Origin of the sequence: Natronorubrum bangense (assembly GCF_004799645.1) — an archaeon.
Taxonomy (GTDB): domain Archaea; phylum Halobacteriota; class Halobacteria; order Halobacteriales; family Natrialbaceae; genus Natronorubrum; species Natronorubrum bangense.
Window position 1 is genome coordinate 981,093 of sequence record NZ_CP031305.1, and the last position, 19,008, is coordinate 1,000,100.

Consider the following 19,008-nt stretch of genomic DNA (forward strand, 5'->3'; position numbering starts at 1 on the left):
CGGTGTGGCCGTGACTCAGAGTGGCTCTACACAGAGTGCAATTCCCACGGTTTCGTGATACTACAGTATACTTATTGGTCGTGAGTTCCTCGGTTTCGCACAGAAGCTTCAATGGCGACACAGGCTGAGACGCGGTCAGATCCAGGCCAGGGGGAAATTTTCGATCTCCTGAGCAATCAGCGCCGTCGCTACGCGATTCATTACTGCAAACGCGAGGGCGAACCCGTCGAACTGGGCGACCTCGCCGAACACGTCGCCGCCTGGGAACTCGACAAAGAGATCGACGAACTGACCTCAGCCGAACGCAAGCGCGTCTACACATCGTTACAGCAGACCCACCTGCCGACACTCGAGCGAGCCGACATGATCCAGTTCGACGATCGGACGATCGAACTCACTGAGAACGTATCGGATCTGGAGATCTACCTCGACGTGGTTCCGAGCGATTCGATCCCGTGGAGCACGTACTATCTCGGACTCGCCGCCGTCGCGACGATCGTGATGGGTGGGCTGTGGCTCGAGTGGATCCCCACCGAGACAGTGCCGGAACTCGGTTGGGCGACGATCGTCGTCGCACTGTTCGTCGGGTCGGCGGTCGTTCACGTCGTCCAGAGTCGGCGGCTGCGATTAGGAGCGATGGAGAAACCACCGTAGCTCGGCCTCGAGCACCAGTTTGAGTCGCGTTTCCGACTCGATTGATGTCCGGCCTCGAGACGGGATCGTCACTTTTAGGAGTGATAATCAAGCGGTCACTGTGGACTTTTGTCCCGTTTCAAGCCGTTCCTGATGTACAGACAGACATTCTTCTCTACTTTAATATACGTAGGATATATAATATGGTTCTTCGATAGCTCAATAAATGACTCCCCGGACACGCGCCGATGACCGATCAGAACTGTCCGCTGATCGGGGTGGCGCACCGATCATTGGCATCGTCTTGCTCTTCGGAATGGTACTGGCAGGTGCAGTTCTGGTCTTTGTCGCTGCAGGGCCGCTGTTCGATGCCCTAGAGAGCCAAAGCGAACGGGAGCGGGCGATCACCTACATGGGACAGACCGATCAAGCGCTCGCGACGGCGACGATTTCGGACGGGCCACAGTCGCTCGAGGTGCCACCTGATGCCGAGATGTCGGCCGCCGAAGACGGGACGCTCGAGGTTGCTTGGTATAACGATTCAGAGGATCCATGGGATGATCCAGTCGAGAATTCGGTGACCCTCGGTGCACTCAAGTACGAACTTGACGATCGGACGATTGCCCATCAGGGTGGTGGGATCTGGGAACGAACTGGCTCCCAGACAAGTGTCGAGAAACCACCTCAGATCGGGTTCGGGCCCAACGGTAGCGTTGAGTTGAATTTTGTTCAAATCAACAGCGAAGCCGGTGGAGACTCGCTCTCGAGAGTCCAAAATGACCCCAGAGCTGGTATGAAAGCCGGCGGTTCACTCAATGATGTAACAGAAAATCCCACTGGTGATCATTTTGCTATTAGGGTTGAAAGTGAGTATGCTGAAGGGTGGGAACAGCACTTCAGAAGCGAGAAAGAGGATGTCAACAAGGGAGATGTCACGGTAGATGGGCCGGACGAACTTGGCGAGGATGCCGCCGTCGTGAAAGTAAAAGGGCTGGGCAATCCTGAGTCCCAACCACATTTCTTGATTGAAGACGACAACGGGCTAACGCCACACGATGAGGGACAACCACATACGATCGAAAACAACGTTGTTGAGTATGGTACTAATTTCCATATAAATACCACACTGAAAAACTACGGAGACACCAAGGACAATGTCACGGCCACCCTCTCGATCTGGAATGAAACCGACGGGCTTGTTGAGGACCGATCGATTTCATCAAAAAGTAAAATTGAGAAGAACGAAACAATATCAACGGCGTCTCAAAACAAGTGGGACGGTGGAAACCACTTCTTCCGGACAGGCGGTGGGTCGAACACTACTGATGTCGAGCCAGGAAATGAGTACCGGTACGATGTCGAAACTGATCCGGACGGAGACACCGGAGACACGCTCGACGACCGAGGGACATTCATTGTAGTCGATGAGGCACCGACGTTCGCTATCGACGATGTCAGCTTCAATGGGCCGCTCAAGCCAGGAGACACACTGACAGCTGACGTCCAAATTACAAACGAAGGCCCAATCGCTGACCAGCAGTTCGTCAGACTCGAGGGATTCAATGAGAACCCGGTTGATATTGGCACAATCGAACTTGATGAGGGGGAAAGCGAGACAATAGAACTCGAATGGGGCGCTGTTGACGTTCCAGAACCGAACGATCAGATAACGGTTGAAACGGACACGGATAGCCATACGACAGATGTTGACAATCTGGTCAATTTCGTCGAATTAAAAGATGTCAGTATCGACGGACCGATTGAGCAGGGCCAGACTGCAGATATCGAAGCCGATGTTGAAACAGTCAGTGGGGATTCTGATAACTACGTCGCTCGATTAGCAGACCCAGACGGCGACGAGATCAATACTGTCGAGTATGGAATCAATGACTGGAGCGGTGGAACAGTAGATTTCGAGTATGAGACTGACGACGACGAGATCACTCACCGGGTTACGGTCGAGATCTACGACGAGGCAAACGGTGTCGTGGACGACGAGATGGAAGCTGTCGTTGTACTCGAGCGCGACGGTCCCGTTTGCAGTGAGGTCAGCTACGAGGGAAGCGGTACGAGCGATGATCCGTACAATGTGAGCAATATTGACGAACTCCAGTGCATCAACGACGACCTATACGCTCACTATGAACTCGTCGACGATATCGACGCTCACGGAACAGAGTTCTGGAACGGTGGTGCCGGCTTCGAACCGATCGGTCAAGACGGTAATGCATACGCTTCTCAGTGGCTTCAAGGCTCTTCTAGTGGCTCGTTTGATGGGACGTTCGATGGTAACGGCAATCTGATCGAAGGGTTGTACATTGACCGTCCGGACGAGCGGTTCGTCGGGCTGTTCGGTGCAACTGGTCACACCACGAACATTGATCCGGTCGGTTCCGGCTCGACGATTGAGAACGTCAGACTCGCCGACGTAGACGTTCACGGACAACAACACGTTGGTGCACTCGTTGGACAGGCTGGCGGCAAAGTGATCCAATCACGGAGTGAAGGCAGAGTCGAGGCCGAGGAGCAACTTGTCGGTGGGTTGGTTGGTGACGGCGTCCACGCCAGTCTCGACAACGAACTCGTCGCGGAAGGGACTGTCATCGGTGGACCGAACAGGGACGGCATGAACGGTGAAGGGATTGGTGGCCTAGTCGGTCGATCGACGTTCCAGACTGAAGTGTCAGTCGGATATACACAGAATATGATGGTGATCGCCGACGGGGAGAAGTATACCCAGTTTGGAAGTTCGCCGGACCGGAGCCATGCAGGTGGGCTCATCGGGACGTCGTCCTATCGGGACTCCACGTTCGAACAAATGTATACGATCACCAACGCGGAGGGATTCGACGGTGCGACTGGTGCAGTCGTTGGAACGATCCTCGGCGGCGCATCTGTGAGCCACCAAGGCGATACGTTCGCCAAGAGTGTCTACTGGCGCAACACCGAAGAGCCATACGGCGTCAACGATGTCGATCGATTGGCACCAGACCCTACGCTCGGCTGGAACGGGCGGAGCAAAGACGTAATGACTGGCGTCGACGTGAACCAGGACGGTCGGATGGGAAACCTTGAATTCGAAGAAGAGGGTGGTCCCTGGGTTGCGATTCCAGACGATTATCCGCGGTTCATCTGGGAACTTGAAGCAGAGGGTATCTTCGAGGTGGAGATCGACGACATCGAGGAGAACGTGACTGCTGGGGAAGACGCAACAGTCACTGCAACGATCACGAGCCTATATCAGGACAGACATAATCAGAACGAGACACAAACGATCGTTCTCACGGCTGACGACCGTCCGGTCGACACGAAAGAGGTAACGCTCGATAGCCTCCTCGAGACAGAGGATAGCGAGCAAATCACACTCGAATGGGCTACCAGTTTCTCCGACGATGGAACCAGTGAACTCACCGTTCAGAGCGAAGACAGGGAAGATTCGGTGGATATTAAAATCGAGGAAGCAGATCTTGAGGAAGATCGGTTCGGAGGGTCGAATAGTTCAGCTGATGACGTTATAGGAGATACAAATATTGGTATTGCTGTCGACGCTGTTAGCGTAGACTAATCCGGACTGTCGGCTAACCCCTTCGGTACCTATCTCGAGCCCCACCACGAATCGAACATCCCTCGAGACCAACCCGAACGCCTTTTTAGGCCCGAACGCGGACATCGAGCCATGTCGACCGAATCGATCAGTGACCGACGCGAGCACATTCGCTCGATCAGCGTGACGGCACTGTCAGCGCTGCTCGGCGTCGCCGCGGCATTCGCCTCGATGTCCATTACGGGCGATGTCGGCCCGGCGGACGCGGCTGGAGACACGCGAGCGCTCATGCTCGTCGCAGGGGCGATCCTCGCGCAGTTTCTGCTCTACGATTTCACCGGGATTTACGGTGAGGACGAGTTCGGGGTGAAACACTACCTGTTCATCACGTTCATGACGTTCTCGCTGTGGTTCGTGACGTGGGGGATCCTGCTGACGGCGGAGGCCACGATCTAACGATGGCCGACGACAGTATCGCCGTGGTCGATCTGGATCGGTGCCAGCCCGACCGCTGTAGCTACGAGTGTAAGAACTACTGCCCGCCGAACCGAACGGGCAAGGAGTGTATCACCCTGCGTGGCGAGGAGACCACCGAGGGCCAACCCGAACAGATCCACATCTCCGAGGAGATCTGTCTCGGCGAGACCTGCGGGATCTGTGTCGAGAAATGCCCCTTCGACGCGATCGAGATCATCAACCTCCCGAAGGAACTGCAGGACGATCCAGTCCACCGCTACGGCGAGAACGCGTTCTCGCTGTACGGACTCCCCGCGCCACAGGACGGGCAGGTCACGGGGATTCTCGGGCCGAACGGGATCGGGAAGACGACCGCCGTTCGCATTCTCGCGGGCGAACTCGAGCCCAATCTGGGCCGTCACGACGAGTCACCTGGCTGGGACGAAGTGCTCGAGGCCTACCGCGGGACGGAGCTACAAGACTACATCGCGGACGTTCGGGACGGCGAGATCACCGTCGCCCGAAAGCCCCAGTACGTCGACCAGATTCCGAACAGTTTCGACGGCAACACCCGCGAGTTGCTCGAGCGCACGAACGAGCGTGACGCACTGGAATACCTCGTCGAGCGCCTCGAGATCGGCCCCGTCATGGACCAGGCGATCGACGACCTCTCGGGCGGTGAACTCCAGCGGGTCGCACTTGCGGCGACGCTGGCACGAGACACGGATTTCTATTTCCTGGACGAAATTACACCGTATCTCGACATGAGCCAGCGGGTCACCGCAGCGCGGCTGATTCGCGAACTCGCCGAGGAAGAAGACAAGTCGGTGCTCGTCGTCGAGCACGACCTCGCGATCCTGGATCTGCTCGCGGACACACTCCACGTCGCCTACGGTGAGCCGGGGGCCTACGGTGTCATCACGTCGCCGAAATCCGTCCGAAACGGGATCAACGAGTATCTCTCGGGCTATCTCGACAACGAGAACATGCGGATTCGGCCGAACCCGATCGAGTTCGAAGAACACGCTCCGCGTACGGAATCTCGCGGCGACACGCTCGTCGAGTACCCCGACCTCACCAAAAGCTACGGCGACGGTGAGTTCACCCTCGAAGTCGAAGGCGGTGCGATTCGGGAGAACGAAGTGCTCGGAATCGTCGGCCCGAACGGGATCGGGAAATCGACGTTCGCAAAGCTGTTGACGGGTAACCTCGAGTCGGATGCCGGCGACACGGACTTGGATCTGGACATCTCCTACAAGCCCCAGTACGTCACCATCGATCAGCCGATGCGGGTCGACGCCTTCCTCTCGTCGATTACGGACCAGTTTGGCTCGTCATACTGGAACACAGAAATCGCCCAGCCGCTCCAACTCGAGCGAATTATGGAGCAGAATCTCTCTGATCTCTCCGGTGGTGAGCGCCAGCGGGTCGCCATCGCGGCCTGTCTCTCCGACTCCGCCGACCTCTACCTGCTCGACGAGCCGTCCGCCCACCTCGACGTCGAACAGCGTGTGCAGGCGACGAGCGCGATTCGGCGGTATGCCGAACAGCAGGACGCGACCGTGATGGTCATCGACCACGACATCTACACGATCGACCTGCTTGCCGACCGACTGATGGTCTTCGACGGCGAGCCAGCCGTGTCCGGTCGTGCTGGCCAGCCACAGCCGATGCGCGATGGAATGAACGAGTTCCTGGCAAACCTCGACGTGACGTTCCGCCGGGACGAGCGGACGTCACGCCCGCGGATCAACAAACCCGACTCGCAGCTGGATCGCCAGCAGAAAAGCGAGGGCGAGTACTACTACGCACCCTGATCGAACGGTCGATTCGGGATTCAACGGCGAATGCGCGTCAGCTGATCGATTTCTGCGATCTCAAACTACGACTCATCGAGGAGGATCGCGAGTCCGAACCACGCGAGCACGAGCCCCGGCAGCGCATACCCGAGCACGGCACTCGAGACGACGAGCCCGCCCGTCGCCCCGAAGACGGCACCCGCCGCGGCGACGAGGCTGCCGAGGACGATCAGTCCGGCGGCGACGACGCGCGTCGCAGCCGCTGTGGAGTCGTCGTCTCCACTCGAGGGACGCTCGAGTGGATCGACCAGCCGCCACTCGGGAGAGTGGGTTTCCTCGAGTCGGTACCGATCGCCCATCAGTGAGGCGACGACGGCGTCGCCGGCGCGTCGAGTCAGCGGTGTCCACCACGCATCCTCGTCGGCCCGTGTATCACGGTCTATCCGGGCCAGATACACCGACTCCCCGACGAGATGACCGATCGATGCGGCGTCGTAGCCGACGTCCTCGACGATTCGCGCGAGGAGATACTGCTCGGACCAGGGGATCGGCTTCTCGAGCGTGAAGACGGCGACCTCGTCGTGGGGCAGGGTGACCTCGAGTCGGACCGTTCGTTCGTCCACCGATTCGAGGCCCGTTACGCGTCCCTCGACGTAGCCATCCGGCGTCGTCAGCAGGTCGATTCGACCGAGTTCGTCCTCGAGGGCTCGCTCGGGAGCGGTGGCGTCGACCGCGTCCGACGCAGGTGGTCGCTCGTCATCGTGGGTCGATCGATCCGCCGTCGACGACCGTGTCTCGCGTTCGATTTCGATCTCGATTTCGTCGTCGGTCGAGTCGGTCACTGGCTCCACCCCCAGCATCGACATCGCCGATGGTGACGAGCGTCCTGACTGGTCGAGGGTCGCGCGTCGGTCGGCAAGGACTGGGTGTGCGGTGACACGGTGATTCGGATAGTCGCGTTAGGCGGTCGAGAAATAAATCGTTGTTCCGCGATCGATCGAACCGTCGAACGCGTCGTGACACATCGACCTCGCTTGAGCGCGGTGTACTCGCCACGAAACGTTGCTGGTCGCGAGCCGGTCATCGTCGTCAGGCCCTGCGTCAAACGGGCTGACAGCCCACACTGTAGGGGAACGAGACGGTTCGAGAACGCCACTCGAGTGTCAGCTAATCAGTCGTTGACAGCTTCCACAGAGGTTCTCCTCTTTGATGTCGACCTCGCGAACGGTCGGCGAGAAGTTCATAACACAGCGGTTGTTGTCACAGTGTTCGAGACCGTAGGTGTGGCCGATCTCGTGGACGATCTCCTTGCGGACGCGGTCCTCGAAGATGTCGGCTGCGCTCTGGTTCGAGAAGCCGCCGTCGCTCGAGGTCTGGAGTCGGTAGGTCGAGACGACGCTACCGCTGCCGTCGAGGTAGGCCAAGCCGAAGACGTAGTTGCGACGGCGGTAGAAGAGATCGTGTGGCGTGATGGCGATATTTTTGTCTCCTCGGCCGACCCGTTCAGCGAGTTGGATGAACGTTTCGGCGGTGTACTGGTTCCGGTCAGCGTCGTATGCGCCGTTCGGGACCGACTGAGCGTCGTTGACCGTAACGTCGCAGTCGTAGACCGATCGCAATGCGGTCGAAGCCGCCCGCTTGACGTTCGCGGAGACATTGCCGACCGGCACGATATCGACGAGCATGGCAAGGGCTATGGCCGCGGATGGCATAAACGTCCCGCCGTGGCACACTCTCGCCGGAACCTGGAGCCGTTGCTCGACACCCTGTCGATCTACGATCGAGTTATCGAGGTCGGAATCGGTCGACGAACCGACATGGCGGCGGCACTCGTCGACGAAGACGTGTCCGTCACCGCAACCGACGTTCACGACCGCGACGTTCCCGATGGGGTTCGATTCGTCCGCGACGATATCGTCGACCCCGACTCGTCAATCTACGCCGATGCGGACGCGATTTACGCGCTCAACCTCCCTCCAGAACTCCACCGCCCAACACTCGAGGTCGCTCGCACAGCCGACGCGGTGTTTCTGTTTACGACCCTCGGTGGCGACCAACCCGCGGTGCCGGTCGAACGCCGGACAATCGAGACAGGGACGCTGTACGTCGCCCAGCCAATGGGTCGATGACGCGACCAGCGCAGTCATACTGCCGGACACAGCTCTGTTTCAAGAGTCGAAGGTATTACGAACGGTCACGATAGTTGAGTGATCGATGCCCGTCGATGTCGTCCTCCCTGTCGTTGCGCTCGTCTTCGCACTTGCCGTTCTCGCGACCGCGATCATCGGCATCGGGACGCTCTGCTGGTTCGGGTTGCAACTGCTTACAGTTCCGGGGGTCGTCGTCCACGAGTTCGCCCACAAGCAGGCCTGCCATCTCGTCGGCGTCCCCGTTCTCGAGGTCGCGTACTTCAGATTCGGCGACCCGTCGGGCTACGTGCGCCACGCACAGCCGGATCGGTACCGCAAGTCGTTCGTCATCAGTGTGGCGCCGTTTCTGGTCAACACTGTCGTCTCGCTGGCGGCGTTTCTCGGCGTTGCCATCCTCGTGACCTCCGTCGTCGGGAGTCCGCTCTCACTCGAGTTGCTCGCCGACCTTCGGACAGTCTCGAGCGAGGTGCTCGTCCTTGCCGCCGTGCTCGGCTGGCTGGGACTGTCCGTTGGCATGCAGGCGTTTCCGAGCACCGGCGATGCGAACACGCTCTGGGTCCGGTCGCGAGCAGAGTGGCGGCGATCACCGGTCGTTCTCCTCGGTGTGCCGGTTGTGCTTGTCATCTACGTCGTGAACCTGCTCTCGTGGCTGTGGGCAGACGTGGTCTACGCTATCGGGTTGGCCATCATCGCGTTCTATGCGGTCGGCTCGGTGGGCCTCTGAAACCCCTCAAAAGAGACGCACTGAGGGCGACTGCCGTTTTCATACAGCTTCCGAGCGACAGTAACGACAGTCGGTGTGGCTCATCGATGGTGGGACTCGAGCCAGCTACGGTTCGTCTATCGGCTCTGTTTCGATCGGTTCCTCATCCGGTGGCTGTGCTCCGGGATCAGGTCCGACCGGGTCGTCAGGTCCGAACTCGCCCGTCGTCTCTCCGGAGACGAGGAACTCGGCGACGTTGCCGATGAGGATGTTGTTATCGGCCCGATGGGCGTTTTCCGGAGCCAGGAAACTCGAGTCACCGATCACCGCGAGATCACCGTAGTGGGCACCGACGGCGTAGCTGTCTGCCTCGCGGGTAGTCGAGAGCCGCGTGTCGGCGCTCGTCTTCATCGTGGTCGTCCCCTGTGCGGTTCCGACTGCGGCTGCACTCCGAAGAACGACCTCGTCGACACCCGTGGTCAGCGGCGAGTCACCTGCCGGCTCGGCGTACAGACTGAGGTAGCTGTTGTCGTTCTCGGCGAGGTTGTAGAGATACCCCGATTCGGTGTACATACCGGCCGACGAGCCGAGTTCGATGACGCTGTCGGAGTTGCCTGGATCCGCGGCGATCACGACGCGGCCGCCAGCGTCGACGAACTCGTCGATCTGGTCGCGCTCAGCACTCGAGAGCTGTTCCGGCGCGGTCGTCACGAACGCGTCGGCGTCGGCAAGTGTCTGCTCGAGTGGCTCGTCCTCGAACTCGTCGGCGTAGAACTCGACACCGTGGCCGTTCGAGACGAGTGTCGTGGCGAGTGGGCCGACATCGCGTTCCGGACCGCCGGTGGAGCCGGTCGACAGTTCGCGATCGCTGCCGTCTTCGGCCATCATCAGCAGCCCTCCACTTGGCATCCCGGTTCCGGTGTGGATTACCACATCGTTTGCCGGTTCGGCACTGTCCATCGGGATCTCTCCACCGTCAGCCGTTTCCTCTGGAAGTGCGTTCTCGGGCTGGAAGTGGTCTGTTTCGACGGCTGGCTGCTCGGGTGTCCCTTCCTCGAGCGCCAGCGTTCCAAGTGAAACGACGCCGACTGTCAGCACGAATACGGCGACAAAGGCAGCGACCAGGGTTTTCCCGCGGCCGCTCATTCGATCTCACCTCCGTTTTCGACCGCCGTCTCCTGTGGGTCGGTTGTCGCGTTGTCGTCAGTGTTTTCGACCGCGTTATGCCATACCTCAGGAGCGACTAGCTGGGGCTGGTGGGGGTTGAGGCCCTCACCTGATCGGTCGATGACATCGTGGTCGTCTTCCGCAGCGTCGAATCCGATCGGCATCCCAGCGTTAGTTTCTGAACGGTGTGTGACGACGTCGTACGACCCCATGCCGGCGTCAGTTGCGGCGTCGTGAATCGCGTCGTCGACCGTTCCGATCTCGTCTGCGATTCCGTTGTCGACGGCTTCGGTGCCGAAGTAGATCCGTGCGTGTGCGACTTCCTCTCGGGTGAGCTCGAGTTCGTCTCCTCGCTGTTCGAACACGCTTTCGAGGAACGTCTGCTTGATGAGTTCGGTATCCGACCGAGTATCGTCGGGATGTGAGGTTCCCTTATCCGGTGCCGTTGTGCCCTCGCTTGGTCCCGCCGGCGTTGGCGCAGGCCCCATCACACCGACGCTTCCGACGGTCGAGGACGATGTCACGTATATCTCGTCGGCTGGAAGCATCGCGTAGTAGCCACCGGACGCACCCATCTGGTCGACAGCCGCGATCACCGGCATCTCAGCCGACGTGCGTTCGACTGCCGTGTACATCCGTTCGCTCGAGGCGGGCTGGCCACCGGGGCTGTCGACATCAAGCACGACGGCGCCGACCGACTCGTTGTGTCGAGCCTCTCGGAGCTGGTCTTCGAACTCCTGTGCGGTGTTCGAGTCGATCGCCCCGTTGATTTCGATTACTGCAACGGTTTCATCCGATCCATTCGCCTGGGCATAAACCTGTGGCGCTGCGAGTGCACCCGCCGCGATTGCGACGAGCACGACTGCAGCGACCTGTTGTCGGCGTGTGAGACGCCGCCACGGACGTAATTCCATGTCGTTGCACCGTTCTCAGATCGGACATGTATGAATACGAGTGTGTTTTCTCAACGAGAATGTTGTCGTTCGTATTTATATATCTTCTCCCGGAACCATCGGCTAATGGTCTCAAGACGGTCGCTCGCTCGGAACGCGTTGGCCCTCGTCTGTGGTGGCTTCCTGTCAACCGGTGTTGGGACGGCGGCGCGATCGCGGTCGATCCCGACGGCAGGTCGGTACGATGCCAGTGCCGTCGCTGATGCCGCGACGACGGCGGTCGCAGCAGTCGATTCAGCGGTCGTGGAGAGTGTCGGCGTTCCCGACCCGATCGACTCGGTACTGACAGACGTACGTGCTCGGGCGCGCTCGGTTTCGGTCGACGACATCGAGTCCATCCACGGAAGCGTCGCCATCGATGGCAACGCTGTCGCCGGTGGCTGTGCCGCCGCAGTCGGCTCGTTCGACACCCAGGCCGTCGAATCCGAACTCCGCAACCACGAGCTCGAGTTTACCAGACCCAGCGCCCGCCGATCCGACGGCGTTGCCCAGTTCGTCGCCGCCGACGGGCCGTACGCGGTTGCACTCGAGCCGTCAACGCTTCGGGTAGGGTACGGACGGACTCGAGAGCGTGCCGTGAGCCATCTCGACGCAGCGCTCGCAGATGGATCTCGAGGACAGACTCGAGCGCACACGCCGACCGCCAGCTACGGCTCGCTCCCGTCGCTACTCGACGGCGACGCTGTCGCGTATGCCGATCTCGGCTCGAAAACTCGGTCGCAGCTCGTCGACAGCGCAGCCGACCGCTCCGAGTCACTCGCGGCGGTTGTCGAGACCGCCAGCGCGATCGGCTGCTCGCTTCAGGTGGGGTCGACCCGCTCACGGATCCGGTACGGCCTCGTCACCGGCCCATCTCGCCTCTCGAGAGCGTCGATCGACGCACTCGTCGACGAAGCCACGACGGGCGACCACGCTCTGACGGAGCCGACGATCCACCGCTCTGGACGGACGGTCGTCGTCGATGCCGCGGTCGAGACGCCGTCGCTGTGGGCCGTCCACGAACAGTTCGCCGTGGACTCGCCCCAGCCGTCCACGTCGATCGACTGACTCCGAGCGGGTCGTGATCGTGTCCATCCCTCGAGCGTGCCGATCCGTCTCTGTGCGTCGTTGCTCGAGCGCTTCGATCCGTCGCCCTTTATTCGCAGTAGTCCGTTAGCCCGCGTATGACCATCCGTGCCGATGCCGTCGTCCTCGATATCGATGGCGTACTCGTCGACGTCGCCGACTCCTATCGCCGCGCAATCGTCGAGTCCATCGATCGCGTCTACGACCGAACGATCCGCAAAGCCGACATCCAGCTATTCAAAGACGCTGGCGGCTTCAACAACGACTGGGAGTTGACGTACGCGGCTGCGATGTATATCCTCGCGACGGCCGAGGGCTACAGTGCGTCTATCGAGACGTTCACCGATGCGATCGCCGAACACGGTGGCGGTCTCGAGGCAGCCAAGGCCGCGGTCCGAGACGACCTCGGTGCGCGGGCGACCCAGCGCGTGACCGATCGCTTAGATTGCGACCGCCTCCGTGACGTCTTCCAGCAGTTGTATCTCGGTGCTGAACTCTATCGTGGGCTCGAGGGCGGCGAACCCGACATCGAGAGTCGAGGGTTCATCCACGACGAACCCCTGTTGCTGGACGACGAGACACGCGCGGCGTTGCTCGAGGGCTACGATGTCGGCGTCGTGACCGGCCGGCCGGAAGCCGAAGCCGAGATCGCCCTCGAGCGCGTCGGCCTCGAGGACGCGATTCCCGTCGACCACCGGTTTACGATGGACGACTGGGAAGAGGGGAAACCACATCCGAAAGCGCTGCTGACGCTTGCCGAACGGTTCGACGCTGACACCATCGTCTTCGTCGGCGACACCTTAGACGACATCCGAACGGCCACCAACGCTGACGAGACAGATCCTGATCGCGAGTATCACGGTGTTGGCGTGCTCACTGGTGGGCTCACCGGCGAAGAGGGACGACAGAAGTACGACGATGCGAACGCGTCGGCTGTCCTCGAGTCGATCACCGAGTTGCCGGCATTGCTCGAGGAGTAAGCTCGTCACACGAGCTCAGTGGCTACGATAACTTACGCGCCGTCGCCGTCGCCAGGGAGTCGAACGAACGTCAGCCAGAACTCTTCGAACGAGCGAACGAGTTCGACGAACTCCTCGGGATCGACCGGCTTCTGGAGGTAGGCGTTCGCGTGGAGATCGTATGACCGAGCGATATCTTCCTCAGAATCCGAACTCGTCAGCACGATCACGGGGATCGACCGCAGGGACGGCTCGGATTTGAGCTCCGACAGGACGGCTTCGCCGCTCGTGCCCGGAAGCTGGAAATCAAGCAGGATAAGATCTGGTCTGAGAGTGTCGGCGTACTCGCCACGCTGGTGGACGAACTCGAGTGCCGCTTCACCGTTGGTAACGGTGTGGACGTCGCTTGCGATGCTCGCATCCGCGAACGACTCGGTAAACAACCTCGCATCCCCAGGGTTCGGCTCGACCAGCAGTATCGCGATCGTATTCTCAGCCGGTGGTGTCATACGCTCGTTACGGCCGTGTTGAAAATGAATGGCGTGGTGGCCCACCTGTACTCACTGTGCAGCCTGTCCCACGTTCACCGACGGCTCAGTCCACCGATACTCGTATCACAGCGTGTGCGACCTTCCAGCCGCCCAGCCCTTTTTGTCCACTCCTGCTGTAGCTCGCCGCAGTTCCTATGGCCGAGTGTTTCCCCAGCGACCTTCCCGGCGAACCGACTTCGTTCTGGCTTGCGAGCACGCTCGAGTCCGATCACGACGACCTCGAAGATGACCGACCGGAGACGGCCACACACGACGGGACGCTCACGTCCGATCGAACAGTCGACGTTGCCGTCATCGGCGGCGGAATCGCCGGTCTCTCGACGGCGATCACGCTTCGTGAGCGTGGTGAGACGGTCGCCGTCCTCGAGCGGGATCGTGTGGCGACGGGGACAACGGGGAAGTCGACGGCGAAGCTGACGAGTCAACACGGGGCGATCTACGATCACCTGCGCCGGGAGTTTGGTCGCCGGCAAGCGACCCAGTATGCACGACTCCAGGAGAACGCAATCGACGAAGTCGAACGGCGGATCGACGAACTGGATATCGACTGCGGGTTCGAACGCCACCCCTCGTATCTCTACAGCAACGAGCCGGACGAGATACAGCGCGAGACTGACGCTGCACAGGCTGCGGGACTCGCCGCGAGCTACGTGACCTCCGTGCCGCCGTTCGAGCGGGCGCAAGCGGCGGTCAGATTCGACGAGCAGGCGTGGTTTCACCCGCGACAGTACCTCCTCGGAGTCGCGGCCGAACTCGGAGGCGATGACGGCGCGGCTATCTACGAACACACCCGCGTGACAGACGTCGAGCCGGGGCAGCCGTGTCGCGTCCGGACCCGCGAAGCGACGGTGACGGCCGGACGGGTCGTCCTCGCGACCGGCTTTCCCATCCTCGATCGGGCGGGCTACTTCGCCCGAATGCATCCGAAACGCTCCTACGTACTCGGGATTCGCCTCGATGGCGATCCACCCGAAGGGATGTACTACCGGTCGGGAGACAACTACCGCTCGGTGCGAACCCACCGCGATTCGGACGGCGACCTCCTGCTCGTCGGCGGTGAGAACCACAAGACGGGACAGGGTGGCTCGACTGCCGACCGCTATCGACGACTCGAGCGCTGGGCACGCGAGCGGTTCTCAGTCGAGTCGATCGACTACCGGTGGTCGACCCAGGACTACCAGACGGTCGACAAGGTTCCGTTCGTTGGCCGAGTCGGCCCTGGCGGTGAGAACGTCTTCGTTGCGACCGGCTTTCGCGGCTGGGGGATGACAAACGGTGTCGCTGCCGGACGCCTGCTTGCCGACCTCATTACGGGCGAACACCCGCGAGAACGCGACCTCTTCTCCCCACTTCGGTTCACGCCGAAAACCTCACTCGGCACGACGCTCACCGAGAACGCCGACGCGGCGAGTCAGTTTGCGACTGACTGGGCGCGAACCCTCTTGACGCCCACGCTCGATGCGCTCGGGCCCGGCGAGGGACGGGTCGTCCGCCGCGGCGGGAAACCGATCGCCCGTGCACGCGACGACGACGGTGTCCTCCACACCACGTCGGCGGTCTGCCCCCATCTCTCCTGTCTCGTCCAGTGGAACGATGCCGAACAGAGCTGGGACTGCCCCTGCCACGGCTCGCGGTTTGGACTCGACGGCGAGCTCCTCGAGGGGCCGGCGACGGAGGATTTGCCGACGCGACGGCCAGGAGCCGATCCGAATCCGGACCAGGAGTGACTCAGCGAACGCTCGAGGGCACACCCAGTCCCGGATAGTCGGCGATGATCCCGTCGACGCCTGCGGCTGCCAGCTGGTCGAACTGGTGCCAGTTCGTCACTGTCCAGACGTTGACCGTCCGTCCCTCCGCATGAGCTGTCTCGAGGATGTCAATGTCGGGCGCTGCGTCGGAGAACCCGGCGTATGATGTCGTTGCCAGCCCCGTCCCGACGATCACGTTTCGCGGTGGATGGATCGCCTCACAGTCGTAGCGACGGGCGATCTCGAGACCTGCCTCGAGGTCGTCGAAAACGAGCGGGGCGGCAGCGTATTCGGGTGCGATATCTCGGATAGCCGCGAGTGCACCCTCACAGAACGACGAAAAGAGGAGTTCGCCGTCGAAGCCCGCACACACGTCGACGACACGCTCGACGAACGGCGTCCAGACCTCGCGGCGCTCGGCTCGCACGCTATCGCTGAGGGACTCGGCGAATCGCAAGTCGGTCGTTCCCGGATTCTTCAACTCGACGTTGACGCCCACCGTTTCGGGAATCGCCTCGAGGAACTCGGTGAGCGTCGGGACCGTCTCATCGGTACCGAGAACACGGGCTAACTGGAGGGTCTCGAGGCTCGTTTCCCAGACGAGTCCCGACGCGTCGGTGAGCGGGCGACCATTGCGACGCCCCTCGAGTCGTTCATCGTGGAGTACGACCGGTGTGCCACAGGCTGCTGGCTGGACGTCGATCTCGAGCATCGTCGTCTCGCCGTCCTCGGCGGCGCGGATGGCCGCAGCGACGGTGTTTTCGGGAGCGACGCCGGCGTAGCCACGGTGGGCGATCACGGTAGCCATACTCGAGCGACGACGGCAGGGCTATAGTAGCCACTGAAAATCAGTGCGCACCCGATCGCACGACAGCTGTGCGGTCGGTGTGCAAACCGTTTCAGTTGTTACTATAATGGAGCCTGTGTTCGCCAGTGTGGCGACCGTCGAACGTGGCGAGTGACGGGGTCGTGTTGATGACACTGGTCGTAAAACGGATGCCTATGACCGATACCACGCTCGAGGACGTCGAACACACGCTCGACCGCGCGACTGATCTCGAGGCCGAGGCCGCCGTCGACGAGCTACGGACGGCCAAAGGTGAACTCGAGGCGCTCGAGTATGATTCGGACATCGACCAAGACCGCCGCCAGGAACTCGCAACGACGCTCGAGCAACGGATCCGCGAGGTGAAAAACCGTGAGGCCTACGACAGCGCGTTCGGTGCGGCGATGAATCCGGACGACGAGGACGCACCGTAGGCTGTCTGCTGGGAGCCCCAACGAAAACCCGGCGAGATCGGCCGCGCTCCACCCCTTTTATTCGGCTGCCGTCCCGAGTGTCGGACATGCGAATCGCACTACTCGGCGGAACCGGCGACATCGGACAGGGACTGGCCCTGCGTTTTGCGCGCGACACGGACCACGAGGTCCTCATCGGCTCTCGAGACCCCGAAAAGGCCCGCGAGGCAGTCGACGACTACGAGGCCGAACTCGAAGCGCGCGGTGTCGACGCGAACATCAAGGGCTTCAAAAACGGGATGGCGGCCGACCGTTCCGATATCGTCGTCCTCAGCGTCCCGCCGTATCACGTCGGCGACACCATCGAATCGGTCGAAGACAGCCTCGACGCGGAGACGATCCTGGTCACCCCCGCAGTCGGAATGAAAGGCGACGAGGACGGCCTCCATTACCATCCCCCAGGAACCGGCAGCGTCACCGAACTGGTCGCTGAGCGAGCCCCCGACGAGGTGCCGGTCGTCGGTGCGTTCCACAACCTCGCGGCCGACGCGCTCTCAAACCTCGACACCGATCTCGACCTCGACACGCTGTTGGTCGCAGACGACGACGATGCCAAAGAAACCCTCCGCAACCTCACGAACGAGATCGAAGGACTCCGCGCACTCGACGTCGGCCCACTCGCAAACGCCGCTGAGGTCGAGAGCGTCACGCCGCTGGTCATCAACATCGCCAAGTACAACACAGATCTCCACGACGTCGGCGTCAAATTCCAGTAGCCGCGTTTCGGCGTTCGTTCGCTCGAGACACTCCACGTAAGCGGCGCGCGCTGTCGACGCACTCTCGTGGCGCTCGAGCGCGTCGACGACACCGCGCGAGGTAAGTGAACGACCGACAGGAGTGAACGAATCGGCTGGGGAGGTCATGGCAATCAGTGGTGCCAGTCTGAGCAGTTCGCTCGAGTGAGGAACTCGAGTCTGTTACTCGAAATCGTACTCGGGTCCTCATCAGTAGTTCTCAGTTCGATCAGACCGACTCGAGGGTGACCTCGAGCCGGCTGTTTTTGCCCGTCCGCTCCCTACGACCCTCCATGCGAATCGTTACGACGCTTCCCTCGGCAACCGAAACCGTCGCCGCCCTCGACCTCGAGCCGGCGGCCGTCTCCCACGAGTGTGACCACCCGCCTGGCGTCGAGACACTCCCGTCGGTTACGGCCTCGAGAATCGACACCGATGGCTCGAGTGCCGAGATCGACCAACAAGTCCTCGAGACCGCCGACGACGGGGGCGTCTACGACGTCGATACCGACCTGCTCGCGGAGATCGACCCCGAGTTGATCGTCACCCAGGGAATGTGTGACGTCTGTGCAGTCGACGAGACGGTTATCACCGAGGCCGTAGACACGCTCGAATCGAACCCGGAAATTCTGACGACCGACCCCCACAGCGTCGGCGATGTCCTCGACGACCTCGAGCGAGTCGGCCACGCGACGGGCTCCGAGAACCGGGCCAGCGAGGTCCGGGCCGCCCTCGAGTCGCGAATAGCGGGCATTCGAACCCAGACCGCCGATCTCGACCCCAACGACCGTCCGCGCGTCGCCATCTTCGACTGGACCGACCCCGCCATGATCGCAGGCCACTGGACGGCCGAACTCGTCGAGTGGGCCGGCGGCACGTACGGGCTAGCCGACGTCGGCGAGCGCTCGCGGCCCCGCGAGTGGGGGGATATTCGCGCCTACGACCCCGAACTCGTGATCGTCGCGCCCTGTGGCTTTGGCCTCGAGCAGATCGCCGCCAACGCGGCAGACCTCACCGAGCGTGAGGGCTGGGACGAGCTTACCGCAGTCGAGAACGGTCGCGTCTGGGCGATGGACGGCGATCACTACCTCAACCGGCCCGGCCCGCGGCTGGTCGACACGCTCGAGGCGTTAGCACCGATCGTCCAGCCCGACATCTTCGACGAGGAGACGCCGTCGAAACCGCTTGCGGAGATCGCGGTTCCGTTCGAGACGCTTTCGGCGCGACTCGAGGCGGACGCCTAACCA

General features: G+C 61.4%; 18 protein-coding genes. 12 read left to right on the forward strand and 6 right to left on the reverse strand.

All coding sequences use genetic code 11. The annotated features are described in order from the left end of the window. Positions 1–111 precede the first annotated feature (111 nt). From DV706_RS04880 to DV706_RS04895, 4 genes are all read left to right on the forward strand, one after another. A complete protein-coding gene (locus tag DV706_RS04880; RefSeq protein ID WP_006066245.1) occupies positions 112–654 on the forward strand; it encodes a DUF7344 domain-containing protein in 543 nt (180 codons plus the stop codon). Positions 655–859: 205 nt separating this feature from the next. Continuing rightward, entirely contained in the window at positions 860–4,198 is a 3,339-nt protein-coding gene (locus tag DV706_RS04885) for a DUF7289 family protein (RefSeq protein WP_136350808.1), read from the forward strand. A gap of 111 nt (positions 4,199–4,309) precedes the next feature. Next, entirely contained in the window at positions 4,310–4,633 is a 324-nt protein-coding gene (locus tag DV706_RS04890) for an EMC6-like membrane protein (protein WP_006066243.1), read from the forward strand. A gap of 2 nt (positions 4,634–4,635) precedes the next feature. Beyond that, positions 4,636–6,450: a ribosome biogenesis/translation initiation ATPase RLI gene (locus DV706_RS04895; protein ID WP_006066242.1), complete on the forward strand. Its 1,815-nt coding sequence runs from the start codon at positions 4,636–4,638 to the stop codon at positions 6,448–6,450. A gap of 65 nt (positions 6,451–6,515) precedes the next feature. Here the strand turns inward: DV706_RS04895 and DV706_RS04900 are convergent, their stop codons facing one another. After that, positions 6,516–7,298: a hypothetical protein gene (locus DV706_RS04900; protein ID WP_006066241.1), complete on the reverse strand. Its 783-nt coding sequence runs from the start codon at positions 7,296–7,298 to the stop codon at positions 6,516–6,518. Between the two features lie 297 nt (positions 7,299–7,595). Then, on the reverse strand, positions 7,596–8,117 hold the full coding sequence (locus tag DV706_RS04905; RefSeq protein WP_006066240.1) for an archaemetzincin family Zn-dependent metalloprotease: 522 nt from the start codon (positions 8,115–8,117) through the stop codon (positions 7,596–7,598). 39 nt (positions 8,118–8,156) lie between these two features. On the opposite strand from DV706_RS04905, the gene DV706_RS04910 reads away from it, so the two are divergent. Then, on the forward strand, positions 8,157–8,561 hold the full coding sequence (locus tag DV706_RS04910; protein ID WP_006066239.1) for a UPF0146 family protein: 405 nt from the start codon (positions 8,157–8,159) through the stop codon (positions 8,559–8,561). 85 nt (positions 8,562–8,646) lie between these two features. After that, positions 8,647–9,306, forward strand: a complete 660-nt coding sequence (locus DV706_RS04915; protein ID WP_006066238.1) for a metalloprotease family protein — start codon at positions 8,647–8,649, stop codon at positions 9,304–9,306. Between the two features lie 105 nt (positions 9,307–9,411). Here DV706_RS04915 and DV706_RS04920 read toward each other — a convergent pair whose 3' ends face one another. Next, positions 9,412–10,431, reverse strand: a complete 1,020-nt coding sequence (locus DV706_RS04920) for a DUF4350 domain-containing protein (protein ID WP_006066237.1) — start codon at positions 10,429–10,431, stop codon at positions 9,412–9,414. Continuing rightward, entirely contained in the window at positions 10,428–11,366 is a 939-nt protein-coding gene (locus DV706_RS04925) for a S49 family peptidase (RefSeq protein WP_006066236.1), read from the reverse strand. Before DV706_RS04925 ends, DV706_RS04920 begins: the two co-directional genes overlap by 4 nt. A gap of 105 nt (positions 11,367–11,471) precedes the next feature. Here DV706_RS04925 and DV706_RS04930 point away from each other — a divergent pair, with 105 nt between their 5' ends. Together DV706_RS04930 and DV706_RS04935 are read left to right on the forward strand one after the other, a co-directional pair. Beyond that, positions 11,472–12,452, forward strand: coding sequence for a hypothetical protein (locus DV706_RS04930; RefSeq protein WP_006066235.1), 981 nt, complete (start codon positions 11,472–11,474; stop codon positions 12,450–12,452). 122 nt (positions 12,453–12,574) lie between these two features. Beyond that, complete coding sequence (locus DV706_RS04935; protein ID WP_049889800.1) at positions 12,575–13,450, forward strand: TIGR01548 family HAD-type hydrolase; 876 nt, start codon at positions 12,575–12,577, stop codon at positions 13,448–13,450. A 32-nt stretch (positions 13,451–13,482) separates the two neighbouring features. On the opposite strand, the gene DV706_RS04940 is transcribed toward DV706_RS04935, so the two are convergent. Further along, positions 13,483–13,938 (reverse strand): response regulator, encoded by a 456-nt coding sequence (locus DV706_RS04940; RefSeq protein WP_006066233.1) that lies wholly within the window; start codon positions 13,936–13,938, stop codon positions 13,483–13,485. 176 nt (positions 13,939–14,114) lie between these two features. On the opposite strand from DV706_RS04940, the gene DV706_RS04945 reads away from it, so the two are divergent. Further along, complete coding sequence (locus tag DV706_RS04945; protein ID WP_006066232.1) at positions 14,115–15,707, forward strand: FAD-dependent oxidoreductase; 1,593 nt, start codon at positions 14,115–14,117, stop codon at positions 15,705–15,707. 1 nt (position 15,708) lies between these two features. Here the strand turns inward: DV706_RS04945 and DV706_RS04950 are convergent, their stop codons facing one another. Further along, positions 15,709–16,536 (reverse strand): glycerophosphodiester phosphodiesterase, encoded by an 828-nt coding sequence (locus DV706_RS04950; RefSeq protein WP_006066231.1) that lies wholly within the window; start codon positions 16,534–16,536, stop codon positions 15,709–15,711. A 194-nt stretch (positions 16,537–16,730) separates the two neighbouring features. On the opposite strand from DV706_RS04950, the gene DV706_RS04955 reads away from it, so the two are divergent. The 3 genes from DV706_RS04955 to DV706_RS04965 all read left to right on the forward strand — a co-directional run bounded on the left by DV706_RS04955 (position 16,731) and on the right by DV706_RS04965 (position 19,005). After that, positions 16,731–16,988: a hypothetical protein gene (locus DV706_RS04955; RefSeq protein WP_049889790.1), complete on the forward strand. Its 258-nt coding sequence runs from the start codon at positions 16,731–16,733 to the stop codon at positions 16,986–16,988. Between the two features lie 86 nt (positions 16,989–17,074). Beyond that, positions 17,075–17,743 carry an NADPH-dependent F420 reductase gene (npdG, locus tag DV706_RS04960; RefSeq protein WP_006066229.1) on the forward strand — a complete coding sequence of 223 codons (669 nt, stop codon included), beginning with the start codon at positions 17,075–17,077 and terminating at the stop codon, positions 17,741–17,743. A gap of 311 nt (positions 17,744–18,054) precedes the next feature. Continuing rightward, positions 18,055–19,005 carry an ABC transporter substrate-binding protein gene (locus DV706_RS04965; RefSeq protein WP_006066228.1) on the forward strand — a complete coding sequence of 317 codons (951 nt, stop codon included), beginning with the start codon at positions 18,055–18,057 and terminating at the stop codon, positions 19,003–19,005. Positions 19,006–19,008 lie beyond the last annotated feature (3 nt).